23 protein-coding genes and 1 tRNA gene are annotated in these 18,802 nt (G+C 36.4%); 15 read left to right on the top strand and 9 right to left on the bottom strand.

Annotation, left to right across the window (positions count from 1 at the left end):
• Positions 1-62 precede the first annotated feature (62 nt).
• On the top strand, positions 63-1,058 hold the full coding sequence (locus tag AC1M9C_RS04850; protein WP_481953289.1) for a hypothetical protein: 996 nt from the start codon (positions 63-65) through the stop codon (positions 1,056-1,058).
• A gap of 34 nt (positions 1,059-1,092) precedes the next feature.
• On the opposite strand, the gene AC1M9C_RS04845 is transcribed toward AC1M9C_RS04850, so the two are convergent.
• On the bottom strand, positions 1,093-1,623 hold the full coding sequence (locus tag AC1M9C_RS04845; protein ID WP_481953288.1) for a hypothetical protein: 531 nt from the start codon (positions 1,621-1,623) through the stop codon (positions 1,093-1,095).
• Between the two features lie 4 nt (positions 1,624-1,627).
• A complete protein-coding gene (locus AC1M9C_RS04840) occupies positions 1,628-2,086 on the bottom strand; it encodes a Panacea domain-containing protein (RefSeq protein ID WP_481953287.1) in 459 nt (152 codons plus the stop codon).
• A gap of 515 nt (positions 2,087-2,601) precedes the next feature.
• On the opposite strand from AC1M9C_RS04840, the gene AC1M9C_RS04835 reads away from it, so the two are divergent.
• From AC1M9C_RS04835 to AC1M9C_RS04815, 5 genes are all read left to right on the top strand, one after another.
• Positions 2,602-2,979, top strand: coding sequence for a hypothetical protein (locus AC1M9C_RS04835; protein WP_481953286.1), 378 nt, complete (start codon positions 2,602-2,604; stop codon positions 2,977-2,979).
• Positions 2,979-3,254, top strand: a complete 276-nt coding sequence (locus AC1M9C_RS04830) for a pyocin activator PrtN family protein (protein ID WP_481953285.1) — start codon at positions 2,979-2,981, stop codon at positions 3,252-3,254. The genes AC1M9C_RS04835 and AC1M9C_RS04830 overlap by 1 nt, the downstream gene beginning before the upstream one ends.
• A 76-nt stretch (positions 3,255-3,330) precedes the next feature.
• Positions 3,331-4,593 carry an exodeoxyribonuclease VII large subunit gene (gene xseA, locus AC1M9C_RS04825; protein WP_481953284.1) on the top strand — a complete coding sequence of 421 codons (1,263 nt, stop codon included), beginning with the start codon at positions 3,331-3,333 and terminating at the stop codon, positions 4,591-4,593.
• Positions 4,586-4,780, top strand: coding sequence for an exodeoxyribonuclease VII small subunit (gene xseB / locus AC1M9C_RS04820; RefSeq protein ID WP_481953283.1), 195 nt, complete (start codon positions 4,586-4,588; stop codon positions 4,778-4,780). The genes xseA and xseB overlap by 8 nt, the downstream gene beginning before the upstream one ends.
• A gap of 23 nt (positions 4,781-4,803) precedes the next feature.
• Positions 4,804-5,271 carry a hypothetical protein gene (locus AC1M9C_RS04815; protein ID WP_481953282.1) on the top strand — a complete coding sequence of 156 codons (468 nt, stop codon included), beginning with the start codon at positions 4,804-4,806 and terminating at the stop codon, positions 5,269-5,271.
• Between the two features lie 392 nt (positions 5,272-5,663).
• Here the strand turns inward: AC1M9C_RS04815 and AC1M9C_RS04810 are convergent.
• Positions 5,664-5,739 (bottom strand) — tRNA-Arg (locus AC1M9C_RS04810).
• 187 nt (positions 5,740-5,926) lie between these two features.
• Between AC1M9C_RS04810 and AC1M9C_RS04805 the strand changes: the two genes are divergently transcribed.
• From AC1M9C_RS04805 to AC1M9C_RS04775, 7 genes are all read left to right on the top strand, one after another.
• Positions 5,927-6,862 (top strand): ABC transporter ATP-binding protein, encoded by a 936-nt coding sequence (locus AC1M9C_RS04805; RefSeq protein ID WP_180027530.1) that lies wholly within the window; start codon positions 5,927-5,929, stop codon positions 6,860-6,862.
• Positions 6,859-7,632, top strand: coding sequence for an ABC transporter permease (locus AC1M9C_RS04800; protein ID WP_035265695.1), 774 nt, complete (start codon positions 6,859-6,861; stop codon positions 7,630-7,632). The genes AC1M9C_RS04805 and AC1M9C_RS04800 overlap by 4 nt, the downstream gene beginning before the upstream one ends.
• Positions 7,632-8,450, top strand: coding sequence for an NADPH-dependent 7-cyano-7-deazaguanine reductase QueF (gene queF, locus AC1M9C_RS04795; protein WP_481586625.1), 819 nt, complete (start codon positions 7,632-7,634; stop codon positions 8,448-8,450). The genes AC1M9C_RS04800 and queF overlap by 1 nt, the downstream gene beginning before the upstream one ends.
• A gap of 25 nt (positions 8,451-8,475) precedes the next feature.
• On the top strand, positions 8,476-9,129 hold the full coding sequence (locus AC1M9C_RS04790) for a hypothetical protein (protein ID WP_035265692.1): 654 nt from the start codon (positions 8,476-8,478) through the stop codon (positions 9,127-9,129).
• Between the two features lie 309 nt (positions 9,130-9,438).
• On the top strand, positions 9,439-10,380 hold the full coding sequence (gene mltB / locus AC1M9C_RS04785) for a lytic murein transglycosylase B (RefSeq protein WP_416202006.1): 942 nt from the start codon (positions 9,439-9,441) through the stop codon (positions 10,378-10,380).
• Between the two features lie 283 nt (positions 10,381-10,663).
• Positions 10,664-11,275 carry a septal ring lytic transglycosylase RlpA family protein gene (locus AC1M9C_RS04780; protein WP_218947276.1) on the top strand — a complete coding sequence of 204 codons (612 nt, stop codon included), beginning with the start codon at positions 10,664-10,666 and terminating at the stop codon, positions 11,273-11,275.
• A 172-nt stretch (positions 11,276-11,447) separates the two neighbouring features.
• Positions 11,448-11,891, top strand: coding sequence for an Mpo1 family 2-hydroxy fatty acid dioxygenase (locus AC1M9C_RS04775; protein ID WP_481951722.1), 444 nt, complete (start codon positions 11,448-11,450; stop codon positions 11,889-11,891).
• A gap of 49 nt (positions 11,892-11,940) precedes the next feature.
• Here the strand turns inward: AC1M9C_RS04775 and AC1M9C_RS04770 are convergent, their stop codons facing one another.
• From AC1M9C_RS04770 to rpsB, 6 genes are all read right to left on the bottom strand, one after another.
• A complete protein-coding gene (locus tag AC1M9C_RS04770; protein WP_092766028.1) occupies positions 11,941-12,258 on the bottom strand; it encodes an AzlD domain-containing protein in 318 nt (105 codons plus the stop codon).
• Between the two features lie 2 nt (positions 12,259-12,260).
• Complete coding sequence (locus tag AC1M9C_RS04765) at positions 12,261-12,959, bottom strand: AzlC family ABC transporter permease (protein ID WP_481595583.1); 699 nt, start codon at positions 12,957-12,959, stop codon at positions 12,261-12,263.
• 93 nt (positions 12,960-13,052) lie between these two features.
• Positions 13,053-13,868 carry an AraC family transcriptional regulator gene (locus AC1M9C_RS04760; protein ID WP_481593122.1) on the bottom strand — a complete coding sequence of 272 codons (816 nt, stop codon included), beginning with the start codon at positions 13,866-13,868 and terminating at the stop codon, positions 13,053-13,055.
• Positions 13,869-13,972: 104 nt separating this feature from the next.
• Positions 13,973-14,485, bottom strand: coding sequence for a DUF3465 domain-containing protein (locus tag AC1M9C_RS04755; protein ID WP_481953281.1), 513 nt, complete (start codon positions 14,483-14,485; stop codon positions 13,973-13,975).
• Positions 14,486-14,598: 113 nt separating this feature from the next.
• Positions 14,599-15,474 (bottom strand): translation elongation factor Ts, encoded by an 876-nt coding sequence (gene tsf, locus AC1M9C_RS04750; protein WP_035265686.1) that lies wholly within the window; start codon positions 15,472-15,474, stop codon positions 14,599-14,601.
• A gap of 140 nt (positions 15,475-15,614) precedes the next feature.
• Complete coding sequence (rpsB, locus tag AC1M9C_RS04745) at positions 15,615-16,367, bottom strand: 30S ribosomal protein S2 (protein ID WP_035265684.1); 753 nt, start codon at positions 16,365-16,367, stop codon at positions 15,615-15,617.
• 209 nt (positions 16,368-16,576) lie between these two features.
• Between rpsB and map the strand changes: the two genes are divergently transcribed.
• Together map and AC1M9C_RS04735 are read left to right on the top strand one after the other, a co-directional pair.
• The gene (gene map, locus AC1M9C_RS04740; protein WP_035265682.1) at positions 16,577-17,401 is read left to right on the top strand and encodes a type I methionyl aminopeptidase; all 825 of its coding nucleotides are present in this window, start codon (positions 16,577-16,579) and stop codon (positions 17,399-17,401) included.
• 264 nt (positions 17,402-17,665) lie between these two features.
• Complete coding sequence (locus AC1M9C_RS04735) at positions 17,666-18,754, top strand: OmpW/AlkL family protein (protein ID WP_081403241.1); 1,089 nt, start codon at positions 17,666-17,668, stop codon at positions 18,752-18,754.
• The last annotated feature ends 48 nt before the right edge of the window (positions 18,755-18,802 follow it).

Raw genomic sequence — 18,802 nt, 5'->3', positions numbered from 1 at the left:
TAGCCTCCTTCATTGGGGGCTTGTAAACGATGATTAATAAAATTTCAAAGGAATAGAATAAATTGTTTAATAATAAAACTCGTAATCAACACTATATATCCCAAGTAGAGCAAAAGTTAAATTGCATAAATTCCTCAATTGCTAAGGAAAAAAGACGTATATATCAATTTGAATCCCTTAATCGTGAATCTCAAGAATATAAACTGAGTAATGAATGTGGGGTTAAAATTGAAAAAAATCTTAGCTTTGATGATTTGTATTCACTAGAAATATTTGATGATGCAACAAGAGATAATTTTGAGCAGTACTTCTGGCAACTAGAGCATCAAATTGAAAATTTAACGAAAGAAATATTAGCCAATGAGCAACTCGATAAAGATATTCTTCTTACTTTGTTTAATGCAAAATTAATGAATGTAATTCGTAATCCTTACTGCATAATATCTACCATAAATACTTATTCATTTTTCTGTAACTATACGCCTACGGATGAATTTTTGAAGAAATATTTCAATAAAATTAATGGTATGAAAGTAAGAGATGATCTTATAGCAGAGTTTAATATCACTGAAGAACAATACAGAAAGTGGCTTAAAATTCTATTCTATATGGTAGTTCCCATTAAGTTAAATAATGGAAAAACCTTTAACTTTGCTTCTGAGTTAATTAATAAAATTTTTGATACTGAAAAAATGCATTTATACATTGCTATTGCAACTCATGAGAGAGAAGTATGTTTATTGTCTGATCGTGCTCATGTTGACCTTTCGGAAGCACTGCCTGGTAATAATTTCGGATATGAATTCAATTTGACAAAAAATGCTTTTATACATTTTATTTTTGCAGAAAATAGTTTAGATAATTTAAGAAAACTCGCTGATATTCCAGAAAATTTAACTAATATAATGAAAAAAAGAGGAATTAACAAACTTCAAATACCATCACTAAAGATTGATAAATTTGTAAATGAGGATAGTCTTTTTAGGGCCTACAACTCAAGAGTAATATATCAATGCCATACAAACTTTTATGCTGCGAATAAAGGTTTTTTAAAATAATAAAAATCAAGTTAATTAGCATCTTAAGTAAGTTCTAAGTTTCTTCATTAGAACTGTCTTTTGTATCAGATTTTTGTTTTTTATCTTCTTGCTTGCCTTTGTAAAGCCATATCGCAGCAATAGTATAAAGACCTAAAATTGTTGCGGTAGTGGTTGTGATTAGAGCTATAAATGCTGGATTTGTTAGCTCAAATTTGGGCGCCGCAATATAAAAAGGTAATTTATCTAAGTATTTTGAATTTAAATGAATAGTAATTAATCCAGAACCTTTAAATCCTTGTAAATAGCTAACAACAGTAATTAGACCTAACCAATAGATTGTGATTTTTGATAAGAAATTTAGATGGGCTTTTCTTAAAGAATGTTCTTCTTCTGTGTGTCTATATTTTTGCTCTTGAGCTCTTTTTAACTCTTCCGCTCTAAGTTCAGCAAACATAAAATCATTTTGAACTTCTTCTTCCATGCGAGGGGAGGCACCGGATGAATCATCCGATGCACCATTTTCAGTATCTAAGATTTGTGCCTGAGTAAGATTCAGAGAGTCTAGATTAATATTATTTGACAAAAGACTAACCAGTTTTAGCAGAGTATTTTTGATAAAGCTCTTTATAGTGATTAGCAATCAAATTATCTGGAATAAAATTTAATTTTCCAAATGTTTCAGACCAAGGTGTATGTGGTGCATGGGTAATATCAGACAGCTGGAAAGCTGAGAAGTTGCCATAATTTTTAAAAGTAAAATCTATAACCTGATTTTCAAGAGGTGAGAAAGAAGCCTCGTCAGATAGAATCGGGCGTTCTATTGGTTTAGCTCCATTATATTTTAACTCATGATAAAGGTCTGGAATTACTGGGCCATATTGCCAAGCTTCCACCTGATTATGAATTAAAGGTTGGTCAGTAGTTGCTAACATCCAACCATGAGCAATATAAACTAGCTTGAGTAGTTGCATTTGCGTAAAGTGTTTACCTTCCGCTATACCTAAACGAATAAATTTATCAGCAACTTGAAGTGCAGTATGAGCCATGCTGTACCTCCTATATAAATTAATGCGGAAAGACAGTCCACACTGAGCCTAATTGGCTATCACGATTTATAATTGTTGAATAAGGATTACAACAATCACCATCGAAAGGCAAGGCATTATACATAGCCTTACATTTAAGATATATGGATGAATAAACAAAAATAAAGTAGGGCGACAAATTATTACGCCGTATTTCGTAAAACAAAACTATGTCATTCTCTTGTTTGACGACATACCTATAAATACAGCCTTAAAAGTGCTTGTAAAACATATATAGTAAGGCTTGTCGCTATTTTGAGGAAATCCCATTTTATCAAGGAAAACTCACCTTTTTATCAAAACCTGATTGCTTGTATCTCTGTCTTTTGATGAAGCTGTGTACATAGGAGCAAGCATAATCCTAAAATTGTCTTGTAACGCAGCCTAATTTTGTCTTGTAACGCAGCCTAAAATTGTCTTGTAACGCAGCCTAAAATTGTCTTGTAACGCCAGTTTTTTGTCTTGTAACAGTAGACATGAATAAAAAACAATCAAATTCAACATGTTTAATTTTCAAGCTTCACAATTATCCTAATTTAGATATCATTCGGAAAAAAATAATGTTTAAACAGAAATACATCATAACTATAGAATCTGAAACCCCACCTCAAATTTGTTTAGGTGACAAAATTCACGGCGCTACAGTTATTGCGTTAGAGACCGAAAAATATCCGGAATTAGTTGACTTAGCTTGGCTCGCAAAACGATTTTCACTCTCGAGACAAACTATTGCCTCCAAAATAGATCTGTTCAATATAGGGACTTCAAAGAAAAAGTTGTATGACCCTAACATTGTCATCCCCTTACTCAAAACAGCCGATAAAAGGCACCGTGGCAGACCGAGGAAAAATTAATGAAACATGATCCCAAGCTTAGTACTTTCACCATGTTATGCATGCAATATGTCTCTCCTGTAGTTCATCTAGACACTATCATCGAAGATTATTTAACACATCTGGACGTAAAGACCGCTCGCAAAAAAGCCAATTTTCATCAGTTGCCTTTCCCTGCATTCAAGCTTGAGCAATCAAGTAAAGCACCGTGGATGGTTAGGCTTGAAGATTTTGCAATATACCTGGACAAGCAATACGCCTTACATCGCCATGATTATGATGCTATGAATAAATAATCTGCTGTTTAGATTAGTATTGCTGAAATACCGCCTGAGCTTTAGTATTTTCTCAATCGTATAAATTAGCTGCCTTATGCTTGATACCCAACTCTCTCTAAGTGAATACCTTGCAACAGTCCAAGAAGTTATACGTATAGCTTTTGATGAACCAGTATGGGTAAAAGCTGAGATTAGAAATCTTAATATTAAAGGAGGCCACTACTATTTAGAGCTAGCAGAAAAAGAAGAAGAAGCGGACAGAGTGATTGCGAGCTGCAAAGCGACGATCTGGAAATCCTCTGCAGCAAAGATGGTTTTAAAATTTGAACGTGAAAGTGGAATTGAATTATCTAAAGACCTCAATGTTCTCATTAAAGTAAGAGCAACCTTTAGCCCTCAGTACGGTTTTTCAGTCAATATTGAAGACATTGATTCAAGTTACACCTTAGGCGATATTGCCAAACGCTATCAACAAATCTTAGAACGATTAACGACTGAAGGCTTGGCCAATAAAAATAAGCTACTCCCCACTCCATTCGATATTAAAAATGTCCTGGTGATTGCTCCAGAAAACGCTGCAGGTTTAGGTGACTTCAAGAAAGATGCTGATACCTTAGATAAAGCCGATGCTTGTCATTTCGTTTATCACAACGCCACCTTTCAGGGAAATACAGCTTCAACTTCAATTATTAATTCTCTAGGCGATGGTCTACGTCAGTGGGCTAAAGACTTCAACTTCCCTCCAGATCTTATTGTTATTATTCGCGGTGGTGGCGCCGTGAATGATCTAGCTTATTTAAATGACTATGATTTGGCTGCCCTACTCTGCAAACGTTCAGTTCCAATCTGGGTAGGTATAGGGCATGAAAAAGACCGTACCATTTTAGATGAAATCGCCCACCGGTCTTTCGACACTCCAAGTAAAGTTATTGGAGGAATTCGCAATCTAATTGTTGAGCGTGTCAATGAAGTACAAGATGCATTACAAACGATCAAACTATTATCACAGCATCAAATAATGACGTATCAAAATACTAACGACTATCTTCTAAATACTATAAAAACGCACGCCATCAATCAGGTAAATGAAGCTAACAGAGCAATAGACCGAATTAAAGATACAACTCAATATTTGGCTAATCAGCAAATTAAATTGGTGACCACCCAGGTCGAATCTCTTATGCGTGAAACTCTTCTACAGAATCCCCGAAATGTGATGGCCAAAGGTTACGGTATTATTCGCATCCATGATAAAGCCATCAAATCCATTCACCAGGTATCAAATGGTTCTATTCAAGTAGAATTACAGGACGGTACCATTAACGCCAATGTACTGAAGGTAATTCCCAATGACTAATCAAGAGCTAACTTTCAAAGAGGGTTACGATATTCTCAAAAAGAATGCTGAACTACTTGAATCTCAGGAAGAGCCTGATATTGATAATTTAATGAAGATCGTGGAGGAATCGATGACAGCTTACAAAGCGTGCAAGTCTCGTGTGGATGCCGTTCAACAAGCTTTAAATGATACGTTTAAAGAATAGATCGTTAGTAAATTGGAGAATAAATGCAAATCGAAATCACTGTTTCAGATTGGATAACTATTATTTTTGGGTTAATTGGACTATTGGGAACAGCCTATACCATATGGTCGAAATGGGATTCACAACGAGAAAAATTAGAAATAAAAAAAAGTTTTGGATTTCTGACTTATCCAAATGGGATATCTGAAGAATTTTATCTATTTTTAGAATGTATCAATCACAGTGAGAGAATGCTAAACCTTTCATCATGCTATTTAGAATTACCTAATAAAAAGAACATTCCCGGATATCTAGACAATGTATTTGGCTTAAATTTGCCTTATGAGCTTAATTCAGGAAAAAACTTTAGATATGCTTTCAATACCGAACATCTAACAAATACTTTAATAAAACAGGGCTACAGAGAACAGGTTAAATTAAAACCTATTTTTACTACACAAAAAGGAAATACATTCGAAGGAAAACTTTTTGACTACCCTTTAGCTGATTAAGCCTGCTTCTACTTTCTAATCAAAACCCCATTCGTTAGTGAATAAAGCGGGTATTAAATGTGGTTGTTGTATTGTATGACTTAGTTTTGAGACGACATTATTTCCCGTAATGTTCTAAGACATCAGTTTTAGCTTTATCAAATTCTTCATCTATTGGTGTGGCTATACATAATCGTTGCACCATTCTTATTTCAACTCTTATTAAAGGCTTAAACCAATTTTTATATAGAAACTGCGCAATTGTAGAAATATCAACAAAATAGAATTTTTTTGGAAATTGTGAAATATTAGCTTACAAAGTGGTGAAATTAATTATGAGCACACAAATAAGTATACGAGACATAATTTTTACTTAAATTTTTATTTAAAATCAAAAACTTAAAATATTAATATGGTGCGCTCAGCGGGACTCGAACCCACGCCACAGGCTTCGGAGACCTGTACTCTATCCAGTTGAGCTATGAGCGCATTTTAGGAAGTGCGCACATCATAACAAAAAAAACTCTAAGGTAAAGCAACTATATATCTTTCCAATTTTTAGTGCTCATGCTTTATACAGCGTTTCAACATCAAAACAGAGAATTCTGATTACAGAGCTTGGTTTATTTTTCAAGATCACTCACAATATCTCAACTTTTCACCATTCGAGATATTCATGACTGATGCATTGACCTTAAGGGATTTGTCGAAGACCTATCGAAATGGTTTTCAAGCATTAAAAGGAATCAACTTAGATGTTCCAGAAGGTGAATTTTATGCACTTCTAGGCCCTAATGGTGCAGGTAAATCAACCACTATTGGCATCATCAGCTCTCTTACAAAAAAAACTGCAGGAACTGTCGAGATTTTTGGTCATAATCTCGATACACATCCTTCACAAGCTAAACAATGCTTGGGTGTAGTCCCCCAAGAATTTAACTTTGCGCAATTTGAAAAGACTTTCGATATTTTAGTCACTCAGGCAGGTTATTACGGCATTCCAAAAAAAGTTGCTGAAACTCGTGCAGAGGAGTATCTGACCAAATTAGGTTTATGGGAAAAACGTTCTACTCAAGCACGTATGCTATCTGGGGGAATGAAACGCCGCCTTATGATTGCCCGGGCAATGATGCATGATCCGAAACTGTTAATTCTCGATGAACCGACTGCTGGTGTTGATATTGAACTACGTCGCTCGATGTGGGACTTCTTAACAGAAATGAATCAGAAAGGTACATCTATCATTCTCACAACACATTATTTAGAAGAAGCAGAAGTACTGTGTCGCAAAATTGCAATTATTGATCGTGGCGTCATTAAAGAAGACACCACCATGAAGAACTTCTTAAATCAATTAAATGAAGAATCTTTCATTTTTGATTTGGCTGAACCTATAGAACCGATACAACTTGACATTATTGGTGTGAAATTTAATTTGGTTGATCCAGTGACCTTAGAAATTACGCTTGATAAAGCACATAGCATGAATGATCTTTTCCAACTTCTAGAATCACAGAACATTCAAGTTCGAAGTATGCGTAATAAATCAAATCGTTTAGAAGAGTTATTCGTCAAAATGGTCGAAAAGAATCTTGATGGAGCTGCGCAATGAATTTTAACCAACTCGCTGTAGCTTTATATACGATTATCCATAAGGAAATTCGTAGATTTATGCGCATTTGGCCACAAACATTGTTACCACCAGCAATTACCATGTCACTGTATTTTGTGATTTTTGGAAATCTAGTCGGTTCAAGAATTGGGGAAATGGGTGGCTTTACCTACATGCAGTTCATTGTACCTGGTCTAATTATGATGGCTGTCATTACTAATAGTTATGCCAACGTTTCATCAAGCTTTTTTAGTTCTAAATTTCAAAAAAGTATTGAAGAATTGATCATGAGTCCAGTGCCTTTACATGCCGTACTTTGGGGTTATGTGCTCGGTGGTGTTGCTCGAGGCTTATTGGTTGCTATCATTGTGACTGCGATGAGTTTATTTTTTACTGACTTATATATTACCAACTGGTTCGTAACAATTTATACCGTCCTGATTACATCATTACTGTTTGCATTAGGTGGATTTATCAATGCGGTCTATGCAAAGTCATTTGATGATATTTCGATTATTCCCACTTTTGTTTTAACACCGTTGACCTATTTAGGTGGGGTGTTCTATGCAATTTCTGCATTAAGCCCATTTTGGCAAAATCTATCTTTAATTAACCCTGTCGTATATATGGTCAATGCATTCCGTTATGGGATCCTTGGTCATAGCGATGTAAATGTATCTATCTCTTTATTAGTAATCACAGCGTGTTGCGCCGCGCTATATGCGGTCGCTTATCACTTACTCTCCCGTGGTTCAGGAATGCGTGAATAATGAGCGTTGAACAATCTCTTTTAGGCAAAGACACCAACTATCCAACTGAATATCAACCTGAGGTGCTATTTCCAATTGCTCGTGCAGAAGCACGAGCGAAGTACGCTCATGTAGACGGTATTCAACAAGGAATAGATTGGTGGCATATTTTTGAAATTTCTTGGTTGAATCTGTCAGGGATTCCTCAAGTTGCGATTGGTCGAATGCATCTTCCTGCTTCATCACCTTATCTCATCGAGTCAAAATCTCTAAAGCTATATTTCAATAGTCTGAATTTTGCTCAATTTGAATCTCAAAATCAGTTTATTGAGACAGTTGAGCGTGATCTTTCTAAAGCAGCCAATGCAGAAGTCAGACTTGAATTATTCGATGTTGATCAGTTGAATATTGCCCAGCCTGAAGGAATTTGTATCGACCATTATGAGCCTGAACGTCTTGAAAACCACCCTGATGCAAGCTTACTTAAACTCGATGCAGCGTCTTCCGAAGAAATCGTTGAAATTCAATTATATTCGCATTTATTAAGAAGTAACTGCCCAGTCACAGGACAGCCTGATTGGGGCACAGTTTTTTTAAGATATCGTGGCAAAAAACCTTGTTATCGTTCAATTTTAGCTTATATTATCTCCTATCGTCAGCATAATGGCTTTCACGAACAATGCGTTGAACAAATCTACGCAGACATTTGGGAAAACTTTAATCCTGAAAAGTTGATGGTATATGCGACTTATACACGCCGTGGTGGTTTAGACATTAACCCTTGTCGTGTATCGGACTTTGCATGGATGCCGAGCCCAATTCGATTGGCGCGACAATAAATTGAAGAATAGTTGAGGTTATACGATGTCATATTTTGGTTTTATTCCATCTGAATCTTTGTTAAAGAATATTCAAACTGGAATTGAGAAAAAAAATTCAAACGAACCACTTTACCCTTTGCGTGATCAAACTGCACTCGCTATTAATGATGAAATTATCGATGCAATTTTAGTTGAACTTGTACGTCGTTTCCCTGCAAGTGACAAACGAGAAACAGCTGAAAAACTTGCTGGTTATATTAAATCAACAGTATCGGTACTACTTAAACAGTTATTGGGTAAAGCACCAAATGACGTCGTGAGACAATCGATTGAATTCTCTGAAAAAAGTTTATTCAAAGATCCAGAGGGTAATTATCGTGTCGGTGCTCCATTACCCGCTGATTTAGTAACAAACTTAAAAAATAGCTTTGCAGAAGTACGTGCAGGCAATGATGTCAATCGTGCAGTTCTGTCTGAACAATACAAACAATTCGGTGAAGCTGCAGTTCGTCACTTTATGAATGATTTTAATAAGACCCTAGATTTGGGGATGATTAAACGTAAGGCGTCTGATATCGCTTCTTCAGCGGTCATCAAAGCAGTTCATATTGCTATTGATAAGCTCATTCCTAACTTTACTAAAGAAGAATTGTTAGCTGCAGCTGAATATCATGACACGCTATTTATTCAGGAATAAATCAGATTAATCAAAAACCTAGCTAAAGCTAGGTTTTTTTATGTTTTAAAGATGGTTCAACAATATTGAATAAATAAAAGACATAATTCATCCATTTTTACACTTTTTATGTAGGTTTTTGTGAATCCATCACGACCTAATGTTATCTTAATAAACATTGCGATTAATCAAATGATGCTGAACTTTTAATCCTTATCAACACTTATACCTTTGCATCTATCACCGATAATAATTGGATCTGCTGCTGTTATGTTATTTGAAAATTTTAATGTTAAATTACAACGTATTGGTCTAGCACTCAGTGCGTTTATGGTCACAAGTTTTGTTCAAGCCAATGACTTCGCTCAACATCCTCAATATCAAAATTTTAAACTAAAAACGATGCAGACCTATGGTTTGAGTGCTGAGCAAGTTGACTGGGCCATGAATGGGTCAAAAAACCTACCAAATATTATCAACATTATGAATCGCCCAGGAGAAAGCAAGCCTTGGTACGAATATAAAAAGAATTTTTTAGCAGAAAGTACAATTCAACGTGGTGTGCGTTTTAAAAATCAATATGCAGACACTTTAAATCGAGCAGAACAGCAGTTCGGTGTTCCCCAGTCCATCATTCTCGGTATTCTCGGCGTAGAGACAGGTTTTGGGGCAAATAAAGGCTCATTCATCACACGTGATGCCCTAGCCACTTTAGGGTTTGGATATGAACGACGTGCACAATACTTTCAAGACGAATTAAGCGCTTTGATTGCATGGTCTTATAAGGACGGCATTCCAGCTAATTCAGTCGTTGGCTCTTATGCTGGTGCTGTGGGCTATCCTCAATTTATGCCAAGCAATATTCCGAAATTTGGTGTGGATTATGACGGTAATGGTCATATCGATCTCAGAAACTCTGCTGTAGATGCAATTGGTTCTATTGCAAATTATCTTGCTCAACATGGTTGGCAACGAGATCAACCGATTGCTTTTGCCGCACGCTACCAAGGAAATAATGCGGATGCCATCATAGCCAAAGACTTAACACAACCTACTCCATATGGTGCATTAAAAGTTCAAGGCATTAGCCCACTCAATCCTATTGTTAAAATAGATGACTTAGACATGGTCAATGTGATTCAACTACAAGAAAATTATGGACCAGCTTATTACCTTACATATCCTAATTTTCAAGTCATTACGACCTATAACCGTAGTCGAATGTATGCAACTGCACTGTGGCTTTTAGGGACTGAAATCGCGAGTAGATAAATATAAATCTACTTGTTTTCACAAAAGTCAATAAATATTTTTGTGATTAAGTTCACTATTTGCACATTTTACATATTTTGTTACACTATTGATTAATTTTTAACCATATTTTGTGATAATTTGTCGTTTTTGTAACTAAAGTGAAAATAAAGCTAGACACTTTTGTATCAGGATGAATATCATCCACTACCGCTAAATGCAGTTGCACAAGTAAATTTACAGACCATTTAGGTTAATTATCAGCAACTTAGATAATTAACTTAGGGTTCCAAGGAGTTAAACGATGCATGCTTCGCTGAAAATGTTATCAATATTAGGTATTAGTTTGGCTTTGACTCAAACTCATGCCGAGTTGGTTCAATCCTCTTATCTAAATAATGATGTTGACCAATCAAGTCTTGCTTCACGCGTGATTAGCAAAGACTCTACAAGTTTCAATTCACACTTCTCGAATTTAAACAGTTTAGCAATTACTGAAAGTTCAGGTGATAAAATTCGTCGTGAAACAATCGCAGCGAAAATTCAAGTACCTGTTGAAGAGCCTTCAGTGATTGACAAACTTAATAATGTTGCTTCAAACACTGTTCGTCGTTTTAGCCAAACAGGTGTTGCTTCTTGGTACGGTCGTCAATTTCATGGTCGTAAAACTGCAAGTGGCGAGACGTTTGATATGAATGCACTTACTGCAGCGCATCGTAGCTTACCGCTTAATTGCTATATTCGTGTAACAAATAAATCAAATGGTAAAAGCGTCGTTGTTAAAGTAAATGATCGCGGCCCATTTCATGGTAATCGTGTTGTAGATTTATCTTACGGTGCTGCGAAATCTCTTGGTATTACCAATGCTGGTACTGCGCGTGTCAGCATCGAACGTGTGGATGGTCCAAATTCTTAGGTCCTCATGATTCAGCGAAGCATTTAACGACAAGCCACTCATTGAGTGGCTTTATTATTTTTAATTTTTTTTGATGTGACCAATATACAAAAAAGAATCTTGATTTATCATCTTATGTCATACTGTAGTTTATAGAATAAATAAAATTCAAATAATCAGTGAAGGAAATAGGATGAAGACAATTACAGAATGGTTAGATGAATATAGTGATAGCCATCAAAACCCAACCAATAAAACATTACACTGGATTTGCGTACCCACGATTCTATTCTCGATTATTGGCATACTTGCTCATTTCAGCGCATTACTGACTACCCTTTTACTGGTGTTAACACTCATCTTTTATGCAAGATTAGATCTTGTACTCTCGGTTGCAATGGCAGCATTATTATTGGTCATGTCTTGGCTTATTATTATTCTTCCATTCGGGAAAGGATTCTATATTGCTCTGTTCGTTTTAGCTTGGATAGGTCAATTTTATGGGCACAAAATTGAAGGGAAAAAGCCTTCTTTCTTTAAAGACCTCCAATTCCTTATGATTGGCCCTCTATGGTGTATGGATGCTTACCTAGATAAGATACTACCCAATTGGAAATCACGCCAAATCAGCGCTTAAATTAGCAAATACAGCATGGGTTAAATTAGAATTTAATTTAGCCCGATGTTCATGCTCTAATTAAGTAATTTATGAGATAGAAAAACAGTAAAGTAAAAACTAAATTACTGATAACTTTTTGACTTATTAGCGCAAGCAGTACACAAAATATTGCTGCCCATAAATAGTGATTACTCGACATAACCCTTAATTCTGCTGCTTCATAAAAGACAATCGGTACACATATTGCAGTCAACAAACATGGCGCAGAATATTTCAACATCTTTTTCAAAATTCTAGGAAGTGGCACATTTACCCTTGGCTCCAAGAATAAATATCGATTAATAAAGATCATGATCGACAATCCCAGCAAAAGCATCCAGCTCATTTTTAATCCCCTTCTGTTGTTTGCCATTTTTCAACTATCACACTGGCAAACATTCCACATAGACCAGAAATAATTAACGCTGCATTTACTTGGTAAGCTTCTAAAATTAAAGAAAAAATTATGGTAATCACAACACCAACAAGTATTGTAAGATTTTTTATCATTGGCACTATAATTAATATAAGCAGTGCAACGACTGAGAAATCAAGATGCAAATTTGATAAATTAGGAATGAAGTGAGCAAGCACAATCCCAAATAAACTAAATATCAGCCAAAAAATATAAAAACAAAGTCCTGCTCCAAATAAATATGCGAATGATCGTTGTGATTTATTTTTTACTCCAACCGCAAATAATTCATCCGTCAGCAGAAAGCCAAATACAATACGTTTAAATAGTGGAAATTTACTAACATCATTTCGAAAATTAAGCGCGTAAATTAAATGCTGACTCGTCAGAAAAAATATCGTCAGATAGATTGTCATCAGCGAAGCCTGCCCCGAAACCAATCCTAAGCTCACTAATTGTGCAGCACCAGCAAACATAAACAATGACATTGCAAAAGCTTGTATCGCATTCAATCCAGTCTGTATCGCCAAAGAGCCAGCCAATACCCCCCATGGCATGACTGCAATTGCCAACGGCATAATACCCAGCACACCATGTATAAAATTCTTTTTTGTATCACTCATCTTTTTCATCAATACATCTTAATCTGATTCACTTATCGATTATTATCATCTGATGAGTAATGATTGATCTTGAATAATATTGCGGCGCAAATTTAAGGAAAATTAATAGTTCAAAAGATATTGTCTAGGCGTTACACCTATTGCACTTTTAAAATGTCGATTTAAATGACTCTGATCAGAAAATCCAGTGAGTTGTGCAACCTCAGTTATTCGCACCCCCTGCTTAAGCAATTGTTTAGCTTTTTGAATTCTTCTTTGAACAAGCCAACTATGTGGAGGCAATCCCGTATGTTTTTTAAATTCACGTAATAAATGCCATGGGCTTGTATCTACATATGCAGACAACTCGTGTAGAGAATAGTCATGTTCAGGAAAACTACTCATAAGTTCTTTTATTAGTTCAACTTTTTTTCTCATTTCTGGTGTGTTGATTGGACTCAATTTCGCCCGCCCATAGCAATAGATCAATCTGGCCAATGTCGTCAAATAGAGGCTTTCTTTAAGCAAAGTATCCTCGCCCTGCTCAAATAAATCGAATAAAAATACTAGTTGCCTCGCCAAACCCAAATCATGGATCACTGCATCCGAGAACCATGGGACTGCATTCTTGGTTGTAAAAAAATCTCGACTCAGATCTAATATCATTTCAGGTGTTGGGTAAATTGCTCGATATTTCCAACCAGTTTCCACAGCGGATGAACCAGTATGTATTTCATCAGCATTCACCAGAATAATATCGCCTTTAGGTGCGATATGAAGCTTTCCAGAGCGGTAAAAACTTTGTGCCCCATCTTCAATGACACCAATACAATAGCCCTCATGAGCATGTTTTGAAAATTGCTTACGTTGAAATTGAGCTTTTAATAATTCCAATCCGCCCAATTCTTTGAAATGAAGATAATTAGCAGACTCTTGCATCTTTTTTCTGGATATTACGCCTATAAAATTGCATAAAAACTATCACGCCTGCATTTTAAATCTAGAATGAAATTGCTCATCTCATATATTTATTTTTATAAAAATTATTGATAACTTCGACCCTGATGCTTTAACCAACCATCAATATGCCGTTTTTGAGGATCATGGTGAGTCCAATGAATTACACCACCCTTGTCGGTATATTCATATTCACCATAGAACTCGACGATATCCCCTTTTTGAATATTCTCAACACGTGGTGCCAAGTCTATATTATGAGCTACCAAAACTGTCTGACCATGATTAAGTTTTAAAATAAATTTCTGATGTCTAGATCCTTCATTATCATCATTTAATATTGCAACAACTTCTCCAGAAGCCCTAACTTGCACATCTCTCATCTTTTTTTGAAAAAGTGTCGCTATTTTTGCGACATCATCATTATCCGCAGAGGATAGTTCTCGTTGGTTAGCATCATTATATTGAGTACTTGCATCTGTAGGATTTAGTGCGTGCTCATTACTCTGTTTTAAATCCTGTTTTAAATCGACACCGAAATATGCTGCGACCAACACTGCAATTAACGCAACAATACTTATTTTTGATTTCTGAGACATATTGATCTCTAAGTTATATTTTTATTTCATCCTAAAGTTTATATCATTTAGACTCATCAAAAAAAAGAAAAAGCCCTTAAAGGGCTTTTTCTTTTTCAAAATAATTGAATCAATTATTTTGCAGCAGCTTGAGCAGCAGCAACTTCTTCAGCGAAAGAAAGTTCAGCTTTTTTCTCAATACCTTCACCCACTTCGAAACGTACGAATTGAGCAACAGTTGTACCTGTAGACTTAAGAACATCAGCAACTTTCTTGTCGTTGTCGATAACGTACATTTGACGCTCAAGAACAACTTCATTTAAGTATTTTTCAACTGAACCAGTTACCATTTTTTCAACGATATTCGCTGGTTTACCAGATTCAATTGCTTTTGCTTCAGCAATTTCTTTCTCTTTAGCGATTAACTCAGCAGAAACACCTTCAGCATTTACAGCAACTGGGTTGAACGCAGCAACGTGCATTGCGATACCTTTACCAGTAGCAGCATCACCAGCAAATGAAACTACAACACCGATTTTTAAACCGTGTTTGTAAACTGCAAGGTTTTCACCTTCAACGATTTGAGCACGACGAACTTGAATGTTTTCACCGATTTTTTGAACAAGCGCAATACGAGCTTCTTCTACAGTTGCACCATCTTCAAGTTTCAATTCAGCAATTTGAGCAGCATCAGTTACATTCGCAGCAAGCGCAGCAGCAGCAACTTTCGCAGAGAAACCAGCAAAGTTTTCGTCTTTAGCAACGAAGTCAGTTTGACAGTTTACTTCTAAAAGAATTGCTTTATTGCCTTCTTGAGCAATTGTAATCGCGCCATCAGCAGCAATGTTACCTGCTTTTTTAGCAGCTTTTGCTTGACCAGATTTACGAAGGTTGTCGATCGCTAACTCGATATCGCCACCAGCTTCTGTCAACGCTTTTTTACATTCCATCATTGCTAGACCAGTACGATCACGCAACTCTTTAACCATGCTTGCAGTAATAGCAGTCATGTTATTCTCCTAAATTCGGTCGAGATATGTATCTGTTAACAAAAACGGCCCAAATTAATCATCTGGGCCGTTTTGCTTGATTGATGCTTAAGATGCCACGATTACGTGTCGCAAAAATGACAAATCCGCATCAAATCGCATTAAGCCTCAGGAGCTTCTTTAGCAGCTTCTTCGCCTTTAGCTTGCGCATTAGCTTGAGTTTGAGCGTATTCTTTACCAGCAATAATCGCATCAGCCATCGCAGTAGCGTAAAGAGTTACAGCGCGGATCGCATCATCGTTACCAGGAATAACGAAATCAACGTTATCTGGGTTAGAGTTAGTATCAACGATACCGATTACTGGAATACCAAGGTTCTTAGCTTCTTTGATTGCAATCGCTTCGTGGTCAACGTCGATGATGAACAATGCGTCAGGTAAACCACCCATGTTCTTAACACCGCCAAGAGCACGTTCAAGTTTTTCCATTTCACGAGTACGCTCTAAAGCTTCACGTTTAGTAAGCTTAGCGAAAGTACCGTCAGTAGACTGAGTTTGAAGATCTTTAAGACGGTTGATTGATTGACGAAGAGTTTTCCAGTTCGTCAACATACCACCTAACCAACGGTGATCTACATATGGTTGACCAGCACGTTGAGCTTGTTCACGGATGATGTTAGAAGCAGCACGTTTAGTACCAACGAACAATACTTTGTTCTTTTTGCTTGCTAGGTTGTTAACAAAGTTCAATGCATCATTTAACGCAGGAACAGTGTGCTCAAGGTTGATGATGTGAATTTTGTTACGCGCACCAAAAATGTATTGACGCATTTTTGGGTTCCAGAAGCGAGTTTGGTGACCGAAGTGCGCACCAGCTTGAAGAAGGTCGCGCATGCTTACGTTGTAATCTGCCATTTTCTTTACCTTAAAAGTTTGGGTTAGGCCTCCATATGTCCGCATTCTCCACCCTTACGGGCACCCAGAGTAATGTGTCGACATATGTGCGGATTTTATTAACCAACATATCATCCGATTAAGTGAATCTATTCACGAAAAGCATTTGATAAATTGGGCGGCTATTTATACCATAGTCACACACAAATTTCCAAAAGTTTTTAAAGATCATGAACAGTACTTATGAAGCACCACGTCGTTTAATTAAATCTGCTGAAGATATCGAAAAGATGCGTGTGGCGGGACGACTAGCGGCAGAAGTTTTGGATATGATCAAACCGCATATCAAGCCTGGTGTGAGTACACTAGAATTGGATACGATTTGTCATGATTATATTGTGAATAAACAAGATGCCATTCCTGCTTGCCTAGGCTATGGTGCTGCGCCTGGTCGTCCTGCATTCCAGCATACGATTTGCACATCAGTAAACCATGTGGTTTGCCACGGTATTCCCTCTGAAAACAAAATCTTAAAGAAAGGTGACATCTTGAATATTGATGTCACTGTGATTAAAGATGGATTTCATGGTGATACCAACATGATGTACATCGTGGGTGGTGAGACTTCTATTCTTGCAGATCGCTTATGCAAAGTTGCACAAGAAGCAATGTATCGTGGTATTGCTACGGTAAAACCTGGTTCGACGATCGGTGATATTGGTCATGCGATTCAAAAATACGTTGAGTCAGAGCGTTTCAGTGTCGTTCGTGAATATTGTGGTCATGGTATTGGAACTGTTTTCCATGATGAACCTCAAGTGCTTCATTACGGTCAACCAAATTCAGGCATGGTTTTAGAAGAAGGTATGACATTTACAATTGAACCAATGGTCAATGCTGGTGTATGGCAAACTAAACTTCTTGGTGATAAATGGACAGTTGTAACGAAAGATCATAAATTATCTGCGCAATATGAACATACTGTTTTAGTCACTAAAACAGGTGTCGAGGTATTAACTGCTCGCCCTGAAGAGGATTTATCCCGATTTCAATAATTTTAGTTAATTAATAAAGTTAAAAAAAGTCAGACCAATTTAAATTGATCTGACTTTTTATTTTGCTAAGTCACTCAATCAGAAATAAATTCACAAACAAACCTAACAAATGTTGGATTTTTAAGATTTAAATTCATGATTTTTAAAATTTTTTTATCACAAAAATGCGTAAAAACGCTTTTCAAACTGATTCATTTTATGTTTATATAACGCTTAAAGAATGTAAAACAACAACTAGCAACAAAATCGGACAGGGAGTCCAAAATGACGAAAAAAGCATTCTGGTGCATGGTCGTACCTATTGTTTTTGCATCTACAACTATTTATGCAGAATCATCATTTTTTAATCTGGATGAAACTGAAGGGTTTAAACGATATTCAATTTCAGTCGGACCATTACATGTTATGCCTCAAGGTAAAGCCAAGGCACCTAAAATTCGTACAGCAGTAAAAAATGGTGAAGTTGCAAAAAATGGTGATATTACACTTTCTACAGTTTTTGAGAACTTAGATCCTGATAAAGAAAAAGAAAATCAAAGTATGCAAGCGCTTTTGAAGATCGTTGATGCTTTTAGTGATACTTATCCAGCCAGTCAAAGTGGAACTTCAACTGTAAGCGGCATTGAAAGTTGGAGTATGGATGGTTCTGGAATGACTGCAGATGATGTCACAACACTTGGCATCATGATCAATTACCATTTCAACGATAAGATCTCATTCGAGAGTAAAGCTGGGTTCCCCCCAAAAGTAGATATTCAAGGTAAAGGTAAGATTACAGCACCATTTACAGCCGAAGCAAATTCAACACTTTTAGGTATACCTTTACCAACAATCTATCTTAAGAATGATCTGCCAATTACAGATCTTGAAAGTCATGGAAATTCTATTGCGACAGCACGTGCATGGACTCCAATGTGGGAATTGCAGTACCATTTTGGACAGACTGGGATCAATAAATTTAGACCCTATGTTGGGCTTGGACTTATGGTCGCATACTTCAATGAATTAGAATTGAATCCAAGCCTTGAAAAAGACTTAATTGATTCAGGTCACATGATTGCCAATATGAAAAATGGACGCGGTGGCGATGCATTAATTAAAGGTAAAAAAAGTACAGCAAATCCCAAGGTTAAACTTGAGTCCGAATTGAGTTTTGCGCCAATAGCCACGCTTGGGTTTACTTACGACTTCAATCAAAACTGGTTTGCAGTAGCCTCTATTAGTTATGCACATCTAACAGGTAAAACCACGATTGAAGTCAACGATGATAAACTTGGAACATTATTTTCATCGGAAGTTGATTTAGAAGTAAACCCGATCATTGGTTATGCTGGTGTAGGCTATCGCTTCTAAAACACTTGAGGCATATTGAAGCCACACCCCAATATGCCCAATCCATCA

This window comes from Acinetobacter sp. 24-47-39 (assembly GCF_056783825.1).
This window is presented reverse-complemented; position numbering and strand designations above follow the sequence as displayed.